The 17963-nt window shown below is 65.2% G+C and carries 18 protein-coding genes and 2 tRNA genes; 8 read left to right on the forward strand and 12 right to left on the reverse strand.

Going from position 1 to position 17963, the window contains the following annotated elements:
- Positions 1-21: 21 nt before the first annotated feature.
- Complete coding sequence (locus P0M04_RS13150; RefSeq protein WP_259449710.1) at positions 22-921, forward strand: LysR family transcriptional regulator; 900 nt, start codon at positions 22-24, stop codon at positions 919-921.
- A gap of 52 nt (positions 922-973) precedes the next feature.
- On the opposite strand, the gene P0M04_RS13155 is transcribed toward P0M04_RS13150, so the two are convergent.
- The 5 genes from P0M04_RS13155 to P0M04_RS13175 form a co-directional block, all read right to left on the reverse strand.
- Positions 974-1050, reverse strand: a tRNA-Met gene (locus P0M04_RS13155).
- A gap of 65 nt (positions 1051-1115) precedes the next feature.
- Positions 1116-1192, reverse strand: a tRNA-Met gene (locus P0M04_RS13160).
- Between the two features lie 86 nt (positions 1193-1278).
- Positions 1279-2232, reverse strand: coding sequence for a tRNA (adenosine(37)-N6)-dimethylallyltransferase MiaA (gene miaA, locus P0M04_RS13165; protein ID WP_259449711.1), 954 nt, complete (start codon positions 2230-2232; stop codon positions 1279-1281).
- An 8-nt stretch (positions 2233-2240) separates the two neighbouring features.
- Positions 2241-4211: a DNA mismatch repair endonuclease MutL gene (gene mutL, locus P0M04_RS13170; protein ID WP_259449712.1), complete on the reverse strand. Its 1971-nt coding sequence runs from the start codon at positions 4209-4211 to the stop codon at positions 2241-2243.
- Positions 4208-5290, reverse strand: a complete 1083-nt coding sequence (locus P0M04_RS13175; protein ID WP_307727169.1) for a peptidylprolyl isomerase — start codon at positions 5288-5290, stop codon at positions 4208-4210. Before P0M04_RS13175 ends, mutL begins: the two co-directional genes overlap by 4 nt.
- Positions 5291-5472: 182 nt before the next feature.
- Here P0M04_RS13175 and P0M04_RS13180 point away from each other — a divergent pair, with 182 nt between their 5' ends.
- On the forward strand, positions 5473-6117 hold the full coding sequence (locus P0M04_RS13180; RefSeq protein ID WP_259449713.1) for a VTT domain-containing protein: 645 nt from the start codon (positions 5473-5475) through the stop codon (positions 6115-6117).
- Between the two features lie 148 nt (positions 6118-6265).
- Positions 6266-7336 carry a carbonic anhydrase gene (locus tag P0M04_RS13185; protein WP_259449714.1) on the forward strand — a complete coding sequence of 357 codons (1071 nt, stop codon included), beginning with the start codon at positions 6266-6268 and terminating at the stop codon, positions 7334-7336.
- Between the two features lie 12 nt (positions 7337-7348).
- On the opposite strand, the gene P0M04_RS13190 is transcribed toward P0M04_RS13185, so the two are convergent.
- From P0M04_RS13190 to tsaE, 4 genes are all read right to left on the reverse strand, one after another.
- Positions 7349-7576 (reverse strand): hypothetical protein, encoded by a 228-nt coding sequence (locus P0M04_RS13190; RefSeq protein ID WP_259449715.1) that lies wholly within the window; start codon positions 7574-7576, stop codon positions 7349-7351.
- Positions 7577-7681: 105 nt separating this feature from the next.
- A complete protein-coding gene (locus P0M04_RS13195; RefSeq protein ID WP_259449716.1) occupies positions 7682-8515 on the reverse strand; it encodes a D-hexose-6-phosphate mutarotase in 834 nt (277 codons plus the stop codon).
- A 37-nt stretch (positions 8516-8552) separates the two neighbouring features.
- Positions 8553-9962, reverse strand: coding sequence for an N-acetylmuramoyl-L-alanine amidase (locus P0M04_RS13200; protein ID WP_259449717.1), 1410 nt, complete (start codon positions 9960-9962; stop codon positions 8553-8555).
- Positions 9926-10414, reverse strand: a complete 489-nt coding sequence (gene tsaE, locus P0M04_RS13205) for a tRNA (adenosine(37)-N6)-threonylcarbamoyltransferase complex ATPase subunit type 1 TsaE (protein WP_259449718.1) — start codon at positions 10412-10414, stop codon at positions 9926-9928. The genes P0M04_RS13200 and tsaE overlap by 37 nt, the downstream gene beginning before the upstream one ends.
- A 31-nt stretch (positions 10415-10445) precedes the next feature.
- Between tsaE and queG the strand changes: the two genes are divergently transcribed.
- On the forward strand, positions 10446-11537 hold the full coding sequence (gene queG / locus P0M04_RS13210; protein ID WP_259449719.1) for a tRNA epoxyqueuosine(34) reductase QueG: 1092 nt from the start codon (positions 10446-10448) through the stop codon (positions 11535-11537).
- Here queG and P0M04_RS13215 read toward each other — a convergent pair.
- From P0M04_RS13215 to P0M04_RS13225, 3 genes are all read right to left on the reverse strand, one after another.
- Positions 11534-11887, reverse strand: a complete 354-nt coding sequence (locus tag P0M04_RS13215; protein ID WP_259449720.1) for a DUF3052 family protein — start codon at positions 11885-11887, stop codon at positions 11534-11536. The two genes, queG and P0M04_RS13215, sit on opposite strands and share 4 nt — an antisense overlap.
- Before the next feature lie 140 nt (positions 11888-12027).
- Positions 12028-12621 carry a response regulator transcription factor gene (locus tag P0M04_RS13220; protein ID WP_259449721.1) on the reverse strand — a complete coding sequence of 198 codons (594 nt, stop codon included), beginning with the start codon at positions 12619-12621 and terminating at the stop codon, positions 12028-12030.
- Between the two features lie 36 nt (positions 12622-12657).
- A complete protein-coding gene (locus P0M04_RS13225; RefSeq protein ID WP_259449722.1) occupies positions 12658-14643 on the reverse strand; it encodes a sensor histidine kinase in 1986 nt (661 codons plus the stop codon).
- Between the two features lie 122 nt (positions 14644-14765).
- Between P0M04_RS13225 and P0M04_RS13230 the strand changes: the two genes are divergently transcribed.
- The 4 genes from P0M04_RS13230 to P0M04_RS13245 all read left to right on the forward strand — a co-directional run bounded on the left by P0M04_RS13230 (position 14766) and on the right by P0M04_RS13245 (position 17852).
- Positions 14766-15785, forward strand: coding sequence for a TRAP transporter substrate-binding protein (locus P0M04_RS13230; protein WP_259449723.1), 1020 nt, complete (start codon positions 14766-14768; stop codon positions 15783-15785).
- Between the two features lie 411 nt (positions 15786-16196).
- Positions 16197-16727: a methylated-DNA--[protein]-cysteine S-methyltransferase gene (locus P0M04_RS13235; RefSeq protein WP_259449724.1), complete on the forward strand. Its 531-nt coding sequence runs from the start codon at positions 16197-16199 to the stop codon at positions 16725-16727.
- Positions 16700-17605 (forward strand): site-specific tyrosine recombinase XerD, encoded by a 906-nt coding sequence (gene xerD, locus P0M04_RS13240; RefSeq protein WP_259449725.1) that lies wholly within the window; start codon positions 16700-16702, stop codon positions 17603-17605. The genes P0M04_RS13235 and xerD overlap by 28 nt, the downstream gene beginning before the upstream one ends.
- Positions 17606-17678: 73 nt before the next feature.
- Positions 17679-17852, forward strand: a complete 174-nt coding sequence (locus P0M04_RS13245) for a hypothetical protein (RefSeq protein ID WP_259449726.1) — start codon at positions 17679-17681, stop codon at positions 17850-17852.
- Positions 17853-17963 lie beyond the last annotated feature (111 nt).

The following is a 17963-nucleotide window of genomic DNA, read 5'->3' on the forward strand; positions in this document are numbered from 1 at the left end:
TGAATTGATTATTGAATCCAGGTGAATACTGACAGCGCATCCGAACTCGAATTCTTCGTGCTGGTCGCCCGCCACGGTTCGCTGGCGGCCGCCGCCCGCGCGCTCGACCTCACGCCGCCGGCCGCAACGAAACGCCTGGCGCAGATGGAGGCAAGGCTGGGTGTCCGCCTCGTCAACCGCACGACGCGGCGGCTGTCGCTGACGAGCGAGGGCGAGACCTATCTCGCGCACGCGACGGGCATCCTGGCGGCGATCCGCGAGATGGAAGACGCGGTGGCGAGCAACCGCACCGCGCCGCGCGGCCTGCTGCGGGTGAACGCGAGCCTCGGTTTCGGCCGCACGACCATCGCGCCCGTCGTCTCGGCGTTCTGCAAGCGCCATCCGCAGGTCGAGGTGCAGCTGGACGTGACGGACCGTCCCGTCGACCTCGTGGAAAACGGCTACGACCTCGCGATCCGCTTCGGCGCACTGCCCGACAAACGGCTGGCCGCGCGCCGCGTGCTGTCGAACCGGCGCTTCCTGTGTGCGTCGCCGCGGTATCTGGCGCAGCACGGCGAGCCGCAGACGCTGGCGGACCTGGCGCGCCACCGCTGCATCCTGCACCGCCAGAATGACGACGCGTACGGCATCTGGCGGTTCAACGAGGGCGAGGACAGCGAGGTGGTGAAGGTGCACGGCGCACTGTCGAGCAACGACGGCGACATCGTGCTGGGCTGGGCGCTGGATGGTCACGGCATCCTGATCCGCTCGGAATGGGATCTCGCCAAGTATGTGAAGAGCGGGCGCCTGCGCATCGTGTTGCCGCAGGCCACGCTGCCGTCGGCCGATTTGTTCGTCTACTACCTCGACCGCAAGAACCTGGCGGCGCGCACGAGGGCGTTCATCGATTTCCTGGTCGAGCAGTTGGGCGAGATGGGGTAGGCCGGAAATGGAAAAAGCCGCCGGCTCTTGCGAACCGGCGGCTTTCCGAATCTGGTGGTGATAGGTGGACTTGAACCACCGACCCTAGCATTATGAATGCTATGCTCTAACCAACTGAGCTATATCACCAGCTTGTAACACTGTGAAAACAAAATGGCTCAGCCTTGAGTGCCAAGCCATTTCGCTTGAATCCTTGGTGGTGATAGGTGGACTTGAACCACCGACCCTAGCATTATGAATGCTATGCTCTAACCAACTGAGCTATATCACCAGAACGGGGAGCATTATGCCGTTCGGCCCCGAAAGTGTCAAGGCTACCGCCTTCAGATCACGCTGTCCAGCGCCGCTTCAATCGTCTCACACCCGCAACGTGGCCAAATGGTCAAGCATCTGCCGCGCCGGATCCGGCCCCAGGCAATCGATCACAATCCGCTCCGGCATCGACCGCAGCCAGGTCAGCTGGCGCTTGGCCAGCTGGCGCGTGGCGATGATGCCGGTCTCGCGCAGCTGGGCGCGGTCGATCGTGCCGTCGAGGTATTCCCACGCCTGGCGGTAGCCCACGCAGCGCATCGATGGCAGGTTCGGATGCAGGTCGCCGCGCGCGCGCAGGCCCGCGACCTCGGCCACGATGCCCGTGTCGTCGCGCTTGCCCAGCATCAGGTCGAAGCGCAGCGCGATTCGCTCGTGCAGCACGGCGCGCTCAAGCGGCTCCAGCGCGAACGGCACGAGGTCGAACGGCAGTTCCGGCTTCTCGCGGCGCGCAAGCAGCGCGGACATCGGCTTGCCCGACAATTCATGAATCTCCAGCGCGCGGTTGATGCGCTGGGCGTCGTTCGGTGCCAGGCGGTCCGCCGTGACCGGGTCGACTTCACGCAGCTTCGCGTGCATGCCGGGCCAGCCGATGCGGGCCGCTTCCGCGTCGATGCGCGCACGCACGTCGGCGTCGGCCGTGGGCAGGTCGTCCAGGCCGTCGTTGAGGCCTTTGAAGTACATCATCGTGCCGCCGACGAGCAGCGGCAGCCGGCCGCGCGCCTGGATCTCGGCCACGAGCCGGATCGCGTCTTCGCGGAACTGCGCGACGGAATAGGCGTCGAGCGGGTCGAGAATATCGATCAAGTGATGGGGGGCGCTTGCCAGTTCCGCAGCCGACGGTTTTGCCGTGCCGATGTCCATGCCGCGGTAGACGAGGGCGGAGTCGACCGAGATGATCTCGACGGGCATCTCCTGGGCGATGGCGAGGGCGGCCGCCGTCTTGCCGGACGCCGTTGGGCCCATGATGGCCACGGCCAGCGGTTTGTGTTGCGATGTCATGTGTTTCTTTACTGGCCGCGCAGGAACAGCTTGTCGAGCGCGGCGATCTCCAATTGGACCCAGGTCGGGCGGCCGTGGTTGCACTGGTCGGCGCGTTCCGTCGCTTCCATCTGGCGCAGGAGGGCGTTCATCTCGGGTTGCGTGAGGATGCGGTTCGCGCGCACGGCCGTGTGGCAGGCGAGGGTGCCGAGCAGTTCGTTGCGGCGCTCGATCAGCACGCGCGAGCCGCCGAATTCGCGCACGTCGCGCAGCACATCGCGCGCGAGCGTCTGCGCGTCGGCATTCTTGAGGAGCGTCGGCACGGCGCGCACGGCGAGCGTCGTCGGCGACACGGCCGCGATGTCGAAGCCGAGCGCCTTCAGCGTCTCCTGTTCTTCCTGCGCGGTGCCCACTTCGATGGCGTCGGCGAAGAAGGTCACGGGGATCAGCATCTGCTGCACCTGCATCTGCTCGCCGCCGGCCTGGGCGTCGAGCGCGTTCTTCAGCTGCTCGTACAGGATGCGTTCGTGCGCGGCGTGCATGTCGACGAGGACGAGGCCCTTGCGGTTCTGCGCCAGGACATAAATGCCGTGCAACTGGGCCAGCGCGAAGCCGAGCGGGAAGTCGTCGTCGGAGGCGGGCTTCGTCGTTTCCGGCAGCTGGGCTTCCTGCACGCCCAGCGGTTGCGATGAAGGCTTGGGCGCGCCGGTGAACAGCGCGCCATAGTCCGCGGTGCGTTGCGGGACGCCGGCGCCCGCCGGCGCATCCCAGCGGCTGCCGGGCGGGAACGGGGAGGGCGAGAAGGTCGACGACGCGCGCGAGCCACCGCCACCGCCGCCGCCACCGGACGATCCGGAGGTCCAGGCGGGCGACGCGAGCTGCGACCCGAACGACGTCTGCTCGTGCGGACGGCGCCAGGCCGTATCGCCCAGCGATGTGGACGACGGCGTGATCTCGGCAGCGCTGACGGGCGCCGGCGTATCTCCGTGCGCCGTCGCCGACGTCTTGGCCAGCGCGCGCTGCACGGCGTGGAACACGAACTGGTGGACGGCGCGGCTGTCGCGGAAGCGCACCTCGATCTTCGACGGGTGCACGTTCACGTCGACCATCGCCGGGTCGAGTTCGAGCGCCAGCACGTAGGACGGGAAGCGGTCGCCGTGCAGCACGTCCTCGTACGCGGCTTTGACTGCATGGACGAGCAGCTTGTCGCGCACGAAGCGGCCGTTGACATAAAAATACTGGCTGTCGGCGCGCGCCTTCGAGGCCGTCGGCAGGCCGACGTAGCCGTGCAGGCGCAGCGGACCGGCGCTCTCGTCGAGCTGCAGGCGGGCCTCGGCGAAGTCGCCGCCGAGAATCTGCGCGCTGCGCTTGGCCGCCTCGCTCGTGTTCCAGTGGTCGATCGTGCGGCCGTTGTGCGTCAGGCTGAACGACACGTCCGGCCGTGCGAGCGCGATGCGGCGCACGACTTCGACGCAGTGGCCGTATTCGGTCTGCTCCGATTTCAGGAACTTGCGGCGCGCGGGCGTATTGAAATACAGGTCCTGCACGTCGATCGTCGTGCCGAACGGACCGGACGACGGCGACACCGTGCCCTGGTGCGAACCGACGATTTCCCACGCGTGCGCGGCGCCTTGCGTGCGCGACGTGATCTTGACGGCGGCGACGGACGCGATCGACGCGAGCGCCTCGCCGCGGAAGCCGAGCGTGTTCACGTTCTCGAGGTCGGTCAGCGACGCGATCTTCGACGTCGCATGGCGCGCGAGCGCGAGCGGCAACTCCTCGGGAGGGATGCCGCGACCGTTGTCGGTGATGGCGATGCGCTTGACGCCGCCTTCCTCGAGCCGGACCGTGACCTGCGTGGCGCCGGCGTCGAGCGCGTTTTCCAGCAACTCCTTCACCACGGCCGACGGCCGCTCGACGACCTCGCCGGCGGCGATCTGCGAGATGAGCTGGTCGGGAAGCTGCTGGATGGGGCGGTGGGTGGGGGCCGGGGCGTTCATCCGTAAATTATAGCTCGCGGCAAGCCCCGAAACCGGTGCTGTTTGATTTTTCCCAAACCGGGGTCAGACCCCGGTTTGAGGACATTGATTGACAAAATGTCTTTAAAGAAGTTGCCAAAAAACGGGCTCTGACCCCGGTTTTGGTTAATTACCCTGAGGCTATTTTGCTCGCGTACGGGAATCGGCGCCGCGCACAGGTCGAGATGGCCGGCCGCGACCTTGGTCCACGGCCCGCCGCGGTTGCGCTGGGCGTCGAGCACGGCCTGGTACGTGGCGCTCTCGGTGCGCATCACTTCGAAGCGGCTGCGCTGGTCGGCCGGGACGTCGGCCGCCACCTTGATGGACGTGATCGGCACGTTCATCTCCGGCTTGCCATAGAAGCCCATCGGCGCCGGACCGCGCGGCAGGGCGGACAGTTCCGGCATGCCGGAGATCACGCGGCCGACCACCGTGATGTTGCGGTCGAGGTGGCGCGCCGGGCCGATGACGGCGTACAGCGCCGTGCCGCCGCCGCTGTCGGCATCGTTGTCGCGGCCCACACCGACCATGCCGTAACAGTGCGCCAGCCAGGTCTCGCCCGTCTTCGGATCCCGGCCGACGGGAAAGCCGTTCGAATGGCCGACCTGGGGCGCGTAGCCGTCGACGTCCTTCATGCGCGTGAAATGGGTATCGTTCTTGAGGGGGACGGTGAACTCCGCCTTCAGCGTTTTCTGCGCACCTTTGATCGGGCGCGCCTTGTCGTTGTCCTCGTTCGGATCGGCCCATTGCACGACCCAGTTGTCCTGCACGCGCACGATGGCCAGGCCGTCGAAATAATGCTCGCGCGCGAGGGCCTTGATGTTCTTCACATGGTTCGGTGCGAACGTCGGCGCCAGTTCGATGACGACGCGGCCGAACGGGAGTTCCATGTACAGCGTGTTGTCCGGATCGAGGGGGCGCCAGTCGGACGGTTTCGACGCCTTGACGATGTCGGCGACGCTGGGCTTCGGCGCGAGTTCTTTCGCGCCGGCGGTCGCCGCGAAGAGGGCGCAGGTGGCGGCGAGCATCGTGTGCCGGAGGGGGAAATATGCCTTCTTCAATGTCGTCTCCTTGGCCGCTTGTGGCGGGCCTGATCATCGGGTGGTGTGATGACAATTGTAATCTGGAAAATAATAGAATTAAAACATTTTGCCGATGAAGAAAATTCGCGGTGAAGATGAGCTGGCAGTTATTTTCGGGGTCGGACTGATGGTATGATTCGGCGCTACCATTTAGGAAAATTATGGATCTGATGCAATTCTTCGACATGATTCTTCATGTCGATAAGACCCTGGGTACATTGCTGGCGCAATACGGGGTGTATGTGTATGCCGTGCTGTTCGCCATCGTGTTCTGCGAAACCGGCCTCGTGGTTCTGTTCTTCTTCCCCGGCGACACCCTGCTGTTCATTGCCGGCGCCTTCTGCGCCACCGGCGAGATGAGTTACGCCTTGCTGACGATTCTCTTGATCATCGCGGCGGTGACGGGCAATACCCTCAACTATTACATCGGCGGGGCGATCGGGCACCGCGTGTTCACGCACGATTACCGCTGGCTGAACAAGGACGCCCTGCACCGCACCCACGAATTCTTCGAACGCCACGGCGGCAAGACGATCATCCTGGCCCGCTTCGTGCCCGTCGTGCGCACGTTCGCACCGTTCGTCGCGGGCATTTCCGATATGACCCATGCCCGCTTCCAGATGTATAACGTCACGGGCGCCGTGGCCTGGGTGGTCAGCCTGGTGACCGGCGGTTACTTCTTCGGCAATATCCCTGTGGTCCGCGATCACCTGACGGTCATCGTGCTGGTGGGCGTTGGCGCGGCCGTCGTGCCGCTGGCGCTGGGCGGGCTGTACAAGGTCGGACGGCGCATGATGAGCCGCTGAAACCTGACAATGTGATCACATGAAACGCGCCGCATGACGGCGCGTTTTTTATTTGCGGCGGCTATTGATGCACGGAATTGTTCCCCAGGCTCAAGTTTACTGTCGGTCACGCCGATAAGGCAGGGGAGAGCAACACTACTGGATTCCCATGCGTACCCTGATCGCCCTGTTCGCTTGCAGCTGCGTCGCCCTGAGCGCAAGCGCCGCGAACGATCCCGCCGCAGCAGCGGCAGCCAAGCTGGCGGCTTCCGTGTCCCGTCCGGCATCAGCCATGGTGCCGGCTGCGACGAAAAAGGCCGAGCCCGCAGAAAAGAAAGCCGAACCGAAAGCCGAACCGAAAGCCGAGGCAGCCGCCTCCTCGAGCGAGGAAGATGCCGAGGTCGAACTGTCGGCCAAGATCGCCCAGCGTCTCGCCGCGTTGCGCGAGCGCCAGCAGGCCCGCGCGACGGCCGCCGCGCGCGCGAAAAAGCTCGCCGATGCGAAGCGCAAACAGGACGAGCAGACCGCCGCCGCGGCAGCCGCCATCGCCGCCGTGCCGAAGCGCGGCACCGTGTGGTCGTATGAAGGCGAGACGGGCCCGGCGAACTGGTCCAAGATCAATGTCGACTGGGCAAAGTGTGGCACCGGCAACCGCCAGTCGCCGATCGACCTGCGCGACGGCATCAAGGTCAACCTCGAACAGATCAGCTTCGACTATCACCCGTCGTCGTTCAGCGAGGTCAACAACGGCCACACGATCCAGGTAACGGTGGGCGGCGGCAACTTCATCACGGTGGGCAACGCCGTGTACGAGTTGCAGGAATTCCATTTCCACCGCCCGTCGGAAGAAAAGATCAACGGCAAGGGCACGGAGATGGTGATCCACCTCGTGCACAAGAGCGCCGAAGGCAAGATCGCGATCGTCGCCGTGCTGCTGGAACGCGGCCAGCCGCACCGTCTGATGCAGACGATCTGGGACAATCTGCCGCTGGAAAAATTCGACACCGTGTCGCCCGCGATCGTGATCGACCCGACCGACGCGCTGCCGGAACGGCGCGAGTATTTCACCTACATGGGCTCGCTGACGGAACCGCCCTGCACGGAAGGCGTGCTGTGGATGGTGTTCAAGCAGCCGATGCAGGCGTCGCCGGCGCAGATGGCCCTGTTCTCGCGCCTGTATCCGCTGAACGCGCGGCCGGTCCAGTCGACCGCGGGACGCATGATCAAGGAATCGAACTGAGCGTTGGCGTGTTCAGCGCCAGCGGCGGCCGCCCCGGTGTCCGTGCCAGCCGCGCCCGCCACGATCGTACTCGTGGTAGCTGAAGTCGAGCGAGACGGGCGGCCCGACATACGCGGGGCCGTAGCCGCCAGGATAATAGGGCGCGTCGTAGGCCGCATAAGGCGGCGCATAGACGGCGCAGCCCGACAGGGCGGACCCCGCCGCCAGCACGAGTGCCAGCCGTTTCACCAATGTGTTCATTGCGTGTCCTCCCATGCGTGTAGCCTGTAGTTTAGGCCGCATGACGAGGTGCACCGCGCATTTTTTGCTACAAAATGAAACGCCGGCAAGCGCCGGCGTTGTCGTTTATCCTGCCTGGACCACGGCCCGGTACGTCCCGCGCCAGATCCCGCCCGGCTCCAGTTGCTGCGGTCGGGCGGCCGCATCCCCCAGCAGGGCAGGTTCGATGCAGACGAAGCGGCGGTATTCCTCGTCTTCCATGTCGGACAGGGCCGCCGCATCGGCCGCGCCCGGGTTCCACACGACGGCGTCATTGAAGCCCGTCTGCTCCAGCGTCACCTTGTCCGCGCCCGTGTCGAATGTGATCGCGCCCGCGATGCGTTCGAATACCTGGTCCAGCTTGTCGGTGATGGCGAGCGTCTCCGCCTGCACGCCGTCGATGCGCACGGCTTCCACGTCTTCGACGAGGTGGTACGTATGCAGTGCGGCCGCGAACGGGAACGCCTGCGTGCCCGTGTTGCGCACGTCGAGCGACATGTCCAGTTGCGCACCGCGCACGGCCACGCGCAGCACCAGTTCGAAGGCGTACGGCCAGGCGGCTGCCACCTGCTGCGGCAGGTCCGAGGCGTTCAGCCCCAGCACGGCGAACGCGGCGCCATCCTGTTCGCCCTGGTCGAGGACGCGCCAGGTCGACACGCGCGCGAAGCCATGGCGCATGCCGGTGCCGCGCTCGGCGAACTGCGGAAAGATGACGGGGACGCCGCCGCGGATCGCCTTCTGGCCGTCCAGCGCGGACAGGCTGCTCATGAACAGGCGTTCCTGCGCGGGCCCGCCGGCCGTGGTGACGGCTTTCCACGACACGAGATGGGCGCCGTACAACGTGATGGTGGCCTCGGCGCCATCCGGCGCGCGAAGTTGCAGGGCGGGCAGTTGCCCGAATTCGATGGTCGTTGCACTCACGAGAATCCTCCTCAGGGGGACGCCCGCGGGCGTCCCATTAAGTCATGCGGCTCTTCGCCAGCGGCGGATTGTACGCGAAGTAGCGCTTGATGCCTTTCGTGATCGCGTCGGCCAGTTGGTTCTGGTAGGCGTCATCCTTCAGCCGCGCTTCTTCCTCCGGGTTGGAGATGAAGGCGGTCTCGACGAGGATCGACGGGATGTCCGGCGCCTTCAGCACGGCAAAGCCGGCCTGTTCGACGACGCCGCGGTGCAGGCGGTTGATGCCGCCGATTTCCGTCAGCACGGCCTTGCCGAGCTTCATGCTGTCGTTGATCTGGGCCGTCTGCGACAGGTCCATCAGCACGCTCGCCAGCTGCTTGTCGTGGCTGGCGAGATTCACGCCGCCGATCAGGTCGGCCTTGTTCTGGTCGGCCGCCAGCCAGCGTGCCGCGCTCGAGCTGGCGCCTTTTTCCGACAGCACGAACACGGAGGAACCGCGCGCCGTTCGTTCGACGAAGGCGTCGGCGTGGATCGACACGAACAGGTCGGCCTGCACCTTTCTCGCTTTTTCCACGCGCTGGCCGAGGGGGACGAAGAAGTCGGCATCGCGCGTCAGCATCACGCGCGTGTTCGGCAAGTCTTCAAGCTTGGCCTTCAGGCGCTTGGCGACTTCGAGCACGATGTCCTTCTCGTGCACGCCCGTGGCACCGGTGGCGCCGGGGTCCTCACCGCCATGGCCGGGGTCGAGCGCGATGGTTACCATGCGCGCCACTTTCTGGCCCGGGACGTTCCTGGCGGGCGGCTGGGCCGGTTGCGGCGTCGTCGGTTGGGGCTGCGCGGGCGTGGAACCGGCGCGGGCCGCGTCCGCTTCCAGCTTGGCGATCGCGTCCGGGCCGGCCTGGCCGACGGTCGGCTCGCCCGGCTGCACGGCCGGGGTCGGCGTGGCGGGGGCCGCGTCCATGCTCCAGTTTTCCTTGGCGATCATGCTCGCGAGCGGATCGACGGGCTTGACAGGATACAGGTCGAAAATCAGGCGGTGGTGATAGCCGGCGACGGGCGCCAGGTTGAACACCTGCGGCTTGACGTCTTCCTTCAGGTCGAACACGAGGCGCACGACGTTCGGCCGGTTCTGGCCCACGCGCACCTGCTTGATGTACGGGTCGTTCGATTCGATCTTGGCGACAAGGCCCTTCAGGGTGTCGTTCAGCGCGAGGCCGTCGATGTCGACGACGAGGCGCGGCGGGTCCGGCACCATGAAGTGCGTCGTCTTGAGCTCGCCGTCGTTTTCCAGCGTGACGCGCGTGTACTCGTCGGCCGGCCACACGCGCACGGCCATGATCTGGGCGGCGGATGCCGTCAGCGGCGCGACGACGGACAGCAGCAGCGTACCGCCGGCCTTGAGGATCGTGCGACGCTTCGGGGAACCGGGAATCAGGGAGTCGGGGGGTAGTGCAGGCGTTCGAGGCATAGCAGGCCCAAGTCGGACAACGCCTGCAATTCTACCTCACGCCCGAGACCGCTGACCTTAAGCAACACTTTAACGTCGGGTGGCGGCAACACCGGTTCTCCCTTTTCCGGCCATTCGACGATGCAGATGTTGTTACCGTCGAAATCCTCGCGGAAGCCCGCGTCGAGGAATTCCTCGGGGCTGGACATGCGGTACAGGTCGTAATGGATCAGGTTGACGGGTCGGCCATCCAGGTCGATGCGGTACGGCTCCGACAGCGTATAGGTCGGACTCTTGACGGCGCCCTTGTGGCCGGCCGCGTGCAGCAGCGCGCGCGTGAGCGCCGTCTTGCCGGCGCCCAGGTCGCCGTGCAGATAGATCACGAGACCCGGGCTCAGCGCGCGCGCGAGGGCGGCGCCCAGGGCCTGCGTGGCCGATTCGTCGGGAAGATAGGCTGTCAGTTGCTGGTGCATCGAATAAAATATGAGGTTTGTAGGTCCGCCAATGTCCGCCCAGCTCCCCGTCCAGCCCGATTTCTCCGCACTCGCCCAAGCCATCAAGGCATGGGGCGCGGAACTGGGCTTTGCCGACGTGCGCATCGCCGACATCGATCTCGCCGACCACGAAGCGGGCCTGCAGGCCTGGCTGGACGCCGGCCACCACGGCGAGATGGATTATATGGCAAGCCACGGCATGAAGCGCGCCCGGCCGGCCGAGCTGGTGCCGGGCACGGTGCGCGTGATCAGCGCGCGCATGGATTACCTGCCGATGGAGACCCCGCCGGACTGGCGTGCGCGCGAACGCCTGCGCCAGGACGACCCGCAGGCCGCCGTCGTCTCGATCTATGCGCGCGGCCGCGATTATCACAAGGTATTGCGCAACCGGCTGCAGGCCCTGGCCGAGAAGGTCAAGGCGGCCGTCGGCGAGTACGGCTACCGCGTGTTCACGGATTCCGCGCCCGTGATGGAGCTGCCGCTGGCGCAGAAGGCGGGCCTCGGCTGGCGCGGCAAGCACACGTTATTACTGAGCCGCGAGGCGGGCTCGACGTTCTTCATCGGCGAGATCCTCGTCGACCTGCCGCTGCCCGTCGACGCACCGACCGGTGCCCACTGCGGCCAGTGCAGCGCATGCATAGCTGCCTGTCCGACGGGCGCGATCCTTGGTCCGGGCCGGCTGGATGCGCGCCGCTGCATTTCCTATCTGACCATCGAACTGAAGGGCGCGATTCCGGAAGAATTCCGTCCGCTGATCGGCAACCGCATTTATGGCTGCGACGATTGCCAGCTGGCCTGCCCATGGAACAAGTTCGCGCAGCGGGCGACCGTGCCGGATTTCGACGAGAGAAACGGCCTGGGCACGGCGGGGCTCATCGAGCTGTTCGGCTGGAGCGAGGACGATTTCAACCGCCGCCTCGAAGGCAGCCCGATCCGTCGCATCGGGCACGAGCGCTGGCTGCGCAACCTGGCGGTCGGTCTCGGTAATGCTGCCAGGTCGGATGCCGTCGTCGCCGCGCTGCGCGCACGTGCAGACCACCCGTCGGCGCTCGTGCGCGAGCACGTCGCGTGGGCGCTCGCACGCCACGAGCAAACGATTTAGAGTTCGATCCGCTTCATGCGCAGCGCGGACCAGTCGCCGTCGATGGAGATCATGGCGACGCCCGTGATGCCGTTTTCCTTGGCATAGGCATTGATCGAATCGCGGTTGATGTCGGTGGCCTTGGAGGCGGTCTGTTTCAGATAGGCGACCCACAGCGAGCCCTTGTCGCCCAGGCGTTCCTTGGCGATCGGGAAATACTGCTCGAGTTCCTTGCGGTTCATCGCGAACAGCAACACCACGTCGACCTTGTCCTGATCGTTCTGGATCAGGTTGGCCGGCATCTGGGACACCATGCCGGGGTGGACGTTCCCGTTCAGGATCAGCATCGACTTCGCGGTTCTCAAGAACATTTTGTCGGCTATCGTCTTCTCGCTCATCTGCGTTCCCTAAAGAATGTTTCGACGTGGTGAGTTCGACCACTCCATGCTCAGGCTGATTTTACAAGCGAACCCCGCGCGGCACAGGGCGCGCGGGCAGTCGTGCGCGCGTGTTACTTTAACAAGCCAGCCAGCTCGACGGCCGTCTTGACCTGCATCTTGTCGAAGATGTGCGCGCGGTGCACCTCGACCGTGCGCATGCTGATGCCGAGCTTGTCGGCCACGACCTTGTTCATGTTGCCGGCGAGGATGAGATCGAGGACTTCGCGCTCGCGTGCCGACAGGGTGGCGAGGCGGGCGTGGATGGCGTCGCGCGAGGCGGCCTTGCGCGAGGCGGCGAGGGCTTCCTCGACGCGGTCCATCAGCTGGTTGTCGTTGAACGGTTTTTCGAAGAAGTCGAAGGCGCCGCGCTTGAGGGAATCGACGGCCATCGGCACGTCGCCATGGCCGGTCAGGAAGATCACGGGCAGGCGCGCCAGCAGGCCGCGCGCCACCAGCTGGTCGAACACGGCGATGCCGTTCATGCCCGGCATGCGCACGTCCAGCAGGACGCAGTCGCCGTGGGGAGTGTCTGCTGCAAAGCGGTCGCCGAGCGCATCGAGGAAGGCCTGGCCGCCCGCATAGCCGCGCGCAGGCAACCCACGCGATTGCGCCAGCCATTCGAGGGCGTCGCGGATGACGTCTTCGTCGTCGACGATATGCAGCATGGAGTCTCCTTTTTTCGCCGTATTGTAATTCACCGTTCAGGTGACGGGTGCTTCCTGGGCCTGCTGCAAGGTGAACGTAAACACGGTCCCGCCGCCCGGATTGTCCGCGTGGGTGAGCGTGCCGCCGTGGAATTCGATGGCCGTGCGGCAGATCGACAGGCCCATGCCCATGCCCTCGGCCTTGGTCGAAAAGAAGGGCGAGAACAGGCGCTCGGCCACTTCCGGCGGGATGCCGTGGCCGTTGTCGATCACGGATACGGCGACCTGGCCCTGTTCGCCGGTGTGCGCCGCGATGCGCAGTACGCGCCGCTCCGGGTCGACGGCCTGCATCGCTTCGATCGCGTTGCGCGTGAGATTGAGAAGCACCTGCTCGATCAGCACGCGGTCCGCGAGCACCGGAGGCAGGTCGGGCGGAACGTCCACCTGCAGCGCGACATAGCTCTGGCGCGCCTGCAGTTCGACGAGGGCGCGGATGCCGTCGACGACGTTGGGAATGCCCACCGTCTCGCGGCGCGGCTCGCGCTTTTTCACGAATTCGTGCACGCTGCGGATGATTTGGCCGGCCCGGCGCGCCTGCGTGTTAGCCTGTTCCAGCGCGCGTTTCAGCATGCCGGTGTCGAGCGGGGCCGCATTGGTCTCGCGCGCGAGCACGTTCAGTGCGCCCGCCGTGTAGCTGGAGATGGCGGCCAGCGGCTGGTTCAGCTCGTGCGCCAGCATCGACGAGATCTCGCCCATCGTCGCCAGGCGCGCGCTCGTCTCCAGCTTTTCCTGCTGCTGGCGATTCAGTTCTTCGGCGCGCTTGCGGTCCGTGATGTCGAGGATGGAACTCATCCAGCCCGTGTGGCGGCCGTGGGCGTCGACGAGCGGTGCCTCGAACACGAGCACGGGCACGCGCACGCCGTCCGAGCGCTGGAACACGGTTTCGAACTGCGGCGTGGCCTGGCCCGACAGCACCATGCGGAAGCGGCCTTCGTACTCCGCCATCGCTTCCGGCGCCCAGTAGGGCATCGGCGGCTTCTTGCCCAGCAGGTCTTCCGCCGGATAACCGACCATGCGGCAGAACGCCGGGTTCACGTAGGTGACGCGGCCCTCCAGGTCGCGCGCGCGCAGGCCCGTGAGCAGAGAGTCTTCCATCGCGGTGCGGAAGGCCATCTGCTGGCGCAGCGCGTTTTCCGCCGCAATCGTGCGCGCGATGTGGCGCCACAGCGCGACGAGCGAAATCACGAGGCCCAGCGCCAGCACGATCACGGAGCCGACCAGCAGGTTCGGCAGCAGCTTGGGCGCGCCCTTGACGCTGTCGGTGGCGAGCACGATCTGCGAGCCGGGCAGGTCGAGCGCACGCTTGTGCGTGTAGACGCCGCGGCCTGGCCCGCCCGCCGCGCGCTGTGCCACGACGTGGTCGTCGCGGTCGAGCAGGGACAGGGCGTTGTCCTGGGCGAACCACCACGGCACGTTTTCGTCCAGCAAGGTCTGCAGGTTGTACGTGGCAACGAGGCTGCCCATGTACTTACCAGCGTGGTACAGGGGCAGGTGGAAGTCGATCAGGCCGTGCACGAGGCCGGTGGCGCCATATGGCTCGCTGTAACGGCCGAGGCGCGTGCTGCGCGACATGGCGGCGGCGTCGCGCGACGATTGCGTGAGCCCTTCGGGGGGCAGCTCCATCCCGCGGCTCGCCTTGACCTGGCCCTGCGCGTCGTACCAGATGATGCGCTGGATTTCATGACCGTTCTTGAACATCTGTGCAAGGCGGGCCTGCAGGGCGGCCGGCGCCGGCGTCTCGATGGCGAGGTCGTTGCCCAGCGCGGCCAGCGCTTCCTCGCTGCGCGCGAGCTCGAAGCGCAAGGTCTGCTCGACCCACAGCGTATCGGCGATCAATTGTTCCTGACGCTCGTTGCTTTCCATCTGGCGCGCCTGCCAGGGCAGCCACAGCAGGACGAGCAGGAACAGCAGCACGAGCAACACGGGCACGAGCCAGCGCCACGGGCCTTGCTTGACAGGGCGGGGCAGGGTGAATGTTTTCATGTGATAACGTTTCATCTTTTACCGACGACTGTCTGTCGTGGTTTTCCACGATAGCGGTCGCACAGCGGAACCGGCACACTGGCGGTCGGTATCCGAATATACACCGCGGGAAGATCAAATTTATGCGCATCAAAGCCTTGTTGGCCGCGCTTGCTGTGCTGACCGGCGCCGGCGCCCAGGCCCAGGCACCGATCATCATCAAGTTCAGCCACGTCGTGTCGCCGGACGCGCCCAAGGGCCTGGCGGCCGAACGCTTTCGCGTGCTGGCGGAACAGCGGACGCGCGGCCGGGTGAAGGTCGAAGTCTATCCCAACAGCCAGCTCTACAAGGACAAGGAAGAGCTGGAAGCCCTGCAACTGGGCGCCGTGCAGATGCTGGCGCCGTCGCTCGCCAAATTCGCACCGCTCGGCGTGAAGGAATTCGAAGCGTTCGACCTGCCGTATATCTTCCCGACCAAGGCGGCGCTGTATGCCGTGACGGAAGGCCCGATCGGCAAGAACCTGCTGCAAAAGCTGGAATCGAAGGGCATCACGGGCCTGGCCTACTGGGACAACGGCTTTAAAGTGATGTCGGCCAACCGCCCGCTGCACAGCCCGGCGGATTTCCACGGGCTGCGGATGCGCATCCAGGGTTCCAAGGTGCTCGACGTGCAGATGCGCGCGCTCGGCGCGGTGCCCCAGGTGCTGGCGTTTTCCGAAGTCTATCCCGCCCTGCAGGCGCATATCGTGGACGGCACCGAGAACCCGCCGTCGAACATGTACACGCAAAAGATGCACGAGGTGCAGAAATACGTGACGGTGTCGAACCACGGCTACCTGGGCTATGCCGTCATCGTCAACAAGAAATTCTGGGACGGCCTGCCGCGCGACATCCGGGGGGAACTGGCGCAGGCGATGCGCGAAGCGACCGCGTTCGAGAAGACCATCGCTCAGCGCGACAACGACGCTGCCCTCGAGGCGATCCGCAAGACCGGCAAGACGAAGATCTACACTTTGACGCCGCAGGAGCAGGCCGACTGGCGCCGCGCGCTGCTGCCCGTGCAGAAGCAGGTGGAAGGGCGGATCGGCAAGGATCTCATCGATGCAATCAACCAGACGACGTCGCGCGCCACGGCGCCCGTGACGACGGCCCAGGCGCGGTGAGAATCGCCCTCATTCGGTGCGGGTAAAACGTGTTAGTTGCCTGTAATCAATGAAACACCGGCACTAGCATTTTTATGACATGTCATGGGGGCTTATGACCGAAATATATTTCGTGAATGTATATAAAAAACTACGCTTTTCTTATGCGGTTGCGTTATGATGGGGCACCTTTTGGCACCAACCTGGTGCGATAAAGCGACCGAATACGATTTGGGAGAGGGAAAAGAAAGCGGTAAACACAAACTTTACCGTAAAACAGTTAGGAGGAGACACACGTTTTATATGATGCAGCCGGCAATGACCAGGCAGCCGAAAACGTGACCATATTAGAAACGCACCTACGGGTGCGTTTTTTTTTGCCTGCGGCCGGTGACGCTTGCGAACGCGCTTGCCGGGTCTTACACTGCATCGATGAACACACAACAAGGCAGCGAGATTTTCAGCGCCATCATCGCGGCGCCGTTTGGAGCGATGGGCATCCGTACCGAAGACGGGCGGTTGCGCGAACTGGTCTACCTGCCGTCGCATTATCATGAAAAATCGGCGCAGGATGCCGTCGCGGAACAGGCCGCCGTCCAGATGGCGCGCTATTTCGAGGATCCCGATTTCCGCTTCGACCTGCCGCTGAAGGAAGCCGGCAGCGCCTTCCAGCGGCGCGTGTGGGACACCATCTGCGCGATCCCGCGCGGCAGCGTCCGTACGTACGGCCAGATCGCCAAGCAGCTGGAATCGGCCCCGCGCGCCGTCGGCCAGGCCTGCGGCGCGAACTGGTTCCCGCTCGTGATCCCGTGCCACCGCGTGACGGCGTCCGGCGGCCTGGGCGGTTTTTCCAGCAGCGATGACGAACACGGATTCCAGCTCGGAATCAAGCGCTGGCTGCTGCGCCACGAAGGCGCGCTGGCGCTCGAGATGCCATGGCAGCAGCAGTCAATCTTCCCCTGATCGACGCGTTCTGCGACACGCTCTGGCTCGAGCACGGCCTCGCGAAGAACTCCCTCGACGCCTACCGGCGCGACCTGCGCTTGTTCGCACGCTGGCTTGAAGTCAAGCGGCCGGAGCGGGGCGACCTGTACGCCGTCGAACCGCAGGACATCGCCGCCTATTTCGCCGAACGCCATGAAGACACGAAGCCCAGCTCGGCCAACCGCCGGCTGTCCGTGCTGAAGCGCTTTTATCAGCTTGCCTTGCGCGACCGCCGCATCGCCGCCGATCCGTGCCTGAAGATGGCGTCCGCGAAGCAGCCGCAGCGCTTCGTCCATACGCTCTCGGAGGCCCAGGTCGACGCGCTCTTGGGGACGCCGGATGTCTCGACGCCGCTCGGCCTGCGCGAGCGCACGATGCTCGAACTGATGTATGCCAGCGGCCTGCGCGTGTCGGAACTCGTCGCGCTGAAGATGGTCGAGCTGAGCCTGAACGATGGCGTGCTGCGCATTACCGGCAAAGGCAGCAAGACGCGTCTCGTGCCGTTCGGCGAACAGGCGCGACACTGGCTGGAGCGCTATATGAAAGAGGCGCGCGGCATCATCCTCGACGGCCAGGTCGACGACGCGCTGTTCGTGACGGGCCGTGGCGGCCCGATGACGCGCCAGATGTTCTGGGTCGTCATCAAGAAGCATGCGGCGAAGGCGGGCATCACGGCGCCGCTGTCGCCGCACACCCTGCGTCACGCGTTCGCCACGCATTTGCTGAACCACGGCGCCGACCTTCGCGTCGTGCAATTGCTGTTGGGCCATTCCGACATTTCCACGACCCAGATCTACACCCACGTCGCGCGGGAACGCCTGAAGCACCTGCACGCGCGGCACCACCCGCGTGGTTAATTCTCAAGACGGGGTGGGATGACTGGTCCATAATGGACCGGTACGACCTTTCCAACGATAGCAAGAGGTGAGCATGGCCAAGACGAATTTCCAGTACGAAAAACGCCAGCGGGAGTTGGAGAAGAAACGCAAGGCGGACGAAAAGGCGCGCAAGAAGCAGGAAGCCAAGCAGCACAAGGGGGACGATGCGCCGGCGCAGGATGAGGATTCCGGGGAAGAGGCACAGCAGGAGCACGATCCGGCTTGACCATTAATCGTCGTTCCCGCGCACGCGGGAACCCATGCTGAGCTTGCTTAAACGCGACGGGTGCGATTTCTGAGGCTCTGTATGGGTCCCCGCTTTCGCGGGGACGACGTA

The sequence above is a fragment of the Telluria mixta genome (assembly GCF_029223865.1).
Classification (GTDB): Bacteria; Pseudomonadota; Gammaproteobacteria; order Burkholderiales; family Burkholderiaceae_D; genus Telluria; species Telluria mixta.